The sequence below is a fragment of the Mesorhizobium sp. M7A.F.Ca.MR.362.00.0.0 genome (assembly GCF_004023175.1).
Taxonomy (GTDB): Bacteria; Pseudomonadota; Alphaproteobacteria; order Rhizobiales; family Rhizobiaceae; genus Mesorhizobium.
This window is the reverse complement of record NZ_RZTF01000052.1, coordinates 19,292-22,663: the sequence shown is the minus strand read 5'-3', so window position 1 is coordinate 22,663 and position 3,372 is coordinate 19,292. Positions and strand designations below refer to the sequence as shown.

The window sequence follows — 3,372 nt, the reverse complement described above, 5'->3', positions numbered from 1 at the left end:
ATGTACACCAAGGTGATGGAGCTGAATTACTGGTCCTCGACCGAGGCCAAAAGCGCCTCCTATGACGACAAGACCAAGGAATGGACGGTTGTCGTCCACCGCGACGGCAGGGACATTACGCTGAAGCCCAAGCAGCTGGTGCTGGCGACCGGACAGTCCGGCAAGGCCAATCTGCCGAAATTCAAGGGCATGGAAACCTTCAAGGGTGACCAGCACCACTCGTCGAAGCATCCGGGTCCCGACGCCTATGCCGGCAAAAAGGCCGTTGTCATCGGATCCAACAATTCCGCCCATGACATCGCTGCCGCACTTTGGGAAGCTGGTGCCGACGTGACCATGGTGCAGCGCTCGAGTACCCATATCTCCAGGTCCGACACGTTGATGGAAATCGGACTGGGTTCGCTCTATTCGGAGCAGGCGCTGCAGAATGGCATCACCACCGCCAAGGCCGATCTCATCTTCGCTTCGCTGCCTTACAAGATCCTGCACGAGTTCCAGATCCCGGCCTATGCCGAGATGAAGAAACGCGATGCGGCGTTCTACAAGGGACTGGAAAAGGCCGGTTTCATGCTCGACTGGGGCGACGACGAGTCCGGCCTGTTCATGAAGTACCTAAGGCGCGGCTCTGGCTATTACATCGATGTTGGCGCCTCGCAGCTGGTTATCGATGGTTCGATCAAGCTGAAGAGCGGCGTCGACGTCGAAGAGATCAAGCAGCACTCGGTTCTGCTCAGCGACGGGTCGGAACTGCCTGCGGACCTCATCGTCTACGCCACCGGCTACGGCTCGATGAACGGCTGGGCCGCCGATCTGATATCGCGCGAGACCGCGGACAAGGTCGGCAAATGCTGGGGCCTCGGCTCGAACACCACCAAGGATCCCGGCCCCTGGGAAGGTGAGCTGCGCAACATGTGGAAGCCGACGCAACAGGAGGCGCTGTGGTTCCACGGCGGCAATCTGCACCAATCACGACACTATTCGCAGTTCCTGGCGCTGCAGTTGAAAGCCAGACAGGCCGGCTTGGCGACGCCGGTCTACGGCCTGCAGCAGGTGCACCACAAGGGATAGGCAAGCGCCATTCCGGCGAAGCCGGAAGAAATGAAGGAGGCACGGCTCGCACCCTGCCTCCTTCCCTGAGGCAATTACGCGGGCTTACCCGCGGCGAACTGCGTCACCACCCGCTGCAGCAGCGGCACGTAATCGCGAAACGCCCGTGTCTTCATGTTGGCGATCTTGCCGCTCTCGTCCCAGATGCGGACCCGGACCGCTTCCTCGTGGAACGGGTTCTTGCGGAACTCGGCCACTTCATCGGCGCTCATCGGCCCGCCCTGCAGCGACAGCGTATGCACCGAGGCCTGCGACAGCCTGCCGAAATAGGTCGGGTCGGTGGCGCAGAGATAGCGCTTGGCCGCGACATGCAGCCTGACGCATTCGACGATGACCGGCGGAAAGAACGGCGCCAGCACCTCGCCACCGGCCTCGTCATGATGCTTGTCCTCGACATCCTCGGGCGAATAGGTGCCGAACTCGCTGGTGTAGTGGCCGATGTCGTGCAGCAGCGCCGCCGCCACCAGCTCGTCCGGCGCGCCGTCCTGCTCGGCGAACCAGGCGCCCTGCAGCATGTGCTCCGACATGGTGACGGGTTCGCCGAGATAGGATTCGGCACCCCGGCGCTCGAAGATGTCGGCGATGAACTCGACGATGGTGTCCGCGTTCAAATCCTGGCCGCTCATTCCGCCGCCTCCTTGAACCCATGCTCGATCGCCGCGAGCGTCGACAGCAGACCGTCCTTGTCTGCGTAACAGCCCTGCAGCCAGCGCTTACCGGTACCGGAAAACGCCTTGCGGGCATGCATGACGCGGGTGTTGTCGACGATGAACGCCTGCCCCGCTTCGAGCTTGAACGTCACCTCGAAGGATGGATCCTCGATCAGTTCCGCGAACCGGCGATAGGCGGCGTAGTACGCTTCCATATCGCTGAACGGCACGTCGACCGTCGGCGCCAGGGAGCGGTTGTTGAAGCGGATGCAAATCAGCTCGCCATCGGGCCCGAGCTCGATCATCGGCCGCTTCGCCTGCAGCCGCACGCCGGAAGAGCCGGCATATTCGAAGCGCGCCGGGCATGAGCTCAGCAGCCGGAAGCCTTCCGGGTTCTCAGCCTGCAGCGCAGCCGCGACGGCAAACCCATCGACGACACTGGACTCGCCGCCCTCAACCGTATTCTCGATGCAGGACAGGATCTGCAGCGTCGGCACAGGGTCGCGATAGGGGTTGTCGGTGTGTGCCTGGAGGCCGAGATTCGTGTAGGCGAGATTGTTCGGATTGACCTCGGCGCGCACTTCGAACCAGCGCCCGTAATTGGTCTCCCTGATGTAGCCGAACAGATCGGATACTTTGCACAGCGCCCCGGATTCGGTCGGCAGATCGTCCATCACCGCGAAGCCATAGGTTTTCACCGCCGACAGCCATTGCCCCAGCACAGCACGATCGCGGCTGGCCGCAACATAGCCGGCGCGCGGTACCGAATTCTGCATCGAGGCCTTGGTCCATCGCACGGTGGCCTCGCCTGTCCAGCCCGGCTGGCGGCCTGCGTCACGATCATAGGCATTGGCGCTCAGCCATGCCGCGGGAAAGCTGACCGTCTTCTGCTCGGGCACGAAGCTGACTTCCAGGGCGCCCCCTTTGATCGACGCGGCGCCGATCCTGGTGTTGGCGGGAATGTCGAGAATGGTGATGAGCCGTTGACCATTGCCGGCGCTGCGCGTCTTGTCGTCCAGCGCATTGTCGCGCAGCCACATGGCGTGAAAACGGCTGCGCGACCCGTCCTGCCAGCCAAGGTCGATTGTTCTGCCTTCGTCGCCGATCAGCGCGTGGGTGAGCATGGAGATCCGTTCCTGTTCATTGCGTCCCCCGCAGCCTGATCCGCAGGGTTTCGATTGCATGTTGATCGCGCGACAGGCATAACTCAAATTATCATTTTTTAGCCAATGACCACAGAATACTAATGGCTCGTACAAATACACCCGTGCCACCGCTCGACTGGCTGCGCAGTTTCGAGGCTGCGGCGCGGCTGTCGAATTTCACCGCGGCGGCAGCCGAACTCGGTCTCACCCAGGCAGCCGTCAGCCAGCACATCCGGTTTCTCGAGGAGCGGCTCAAGACACGTTTGTTTTCGCGGCTGGCGCGGGGCGTTGCACTGTCGCCGGAGGGTGCGGCCTACTTGCCTCACATCCAGTCGGCCTTCGCCACCATAGGCAACAGCACCGCGGAACTGTTCGAGCCGCGTGCCGTCCAGACCGTGACCATCCGGGCGCCGATCTCCTTTGCCTTGCTCATGCTGGTTCCGGCGCTGCCAGATCTCGCCAAGGCACTG

Annotated in this window: 4 protein-coding genes; 2 read left to right on the top strand and 2 right to left on the bottom strand. The window is 62.4% G+C overall.

Translation table 11 applies throughout. The annotated features are described in order from the left end of the window. Positions 1-1,068: NAD(P)-binding domain-containing protein (locus EOC06_RS42130; protein WP_245469444.1), on the top strand; the 1,068-nt coding region annotated here is incomplete at its 5' end. Between the two features lie 74 nt (positions 1,069-1,142). Here EOC06_RS42130 and EOC06_RS10050 read toward each other — a convergent pair. After that, entirely contained in the window at positions 1,143-1,733 is a 591-nt protein-coding gene (locus tag EOC06_RS10050) for an HD domain-containing protein (protein ID WP_127268622.1), read from the bottom strand. Continuing rightward, positions 1,730-2,881 carry a gamma-butyrobetaine dioxygenase gene (locus EOC06_RS10045; protein ID WP_127268621.1) on the bottom strand — a complete coding sequence of 384 codons (1,152 nt, stop codon included), beginning with the start codon at positions 2,879-2,881 and terminating at the stop codon, positions 1,730-1,732. Before EOC06_RS10045 ends, EOC06_RS10050 begins: the two co-directional genes overlap by 4 nt. Positions 2,882-3,003: 122 nt before the next feature. Here EOC06_RS10045 and EOC06_RS42125 point away from each other — a divergent pair. Continuing rightward, positions 3,004-3,372, top strand: a 369-nt coding sequence (locus EOC06_RS42125) for a LysR family transcriptional regulator (protein ID WP_245469443.1), incomplete at its 3' end; no start/stop codon positions are given.

Coding starts and splice junctions, on each gene's coding strand:
- EOC06_RS10050 (WP_127268622.1), bottom strand. CDS start 1,733: ATGAGCGGCCAGGATTTGAACGCGGACACCATCGTCGAGTTCATCGCC.
- EOC06_RS10045 (WP_127268621.1), bottom strand. CDS start 2,881: ATGCTCACCCACGCGCTGATCGGCGACGAAGGCAGAACAATCGACCTT.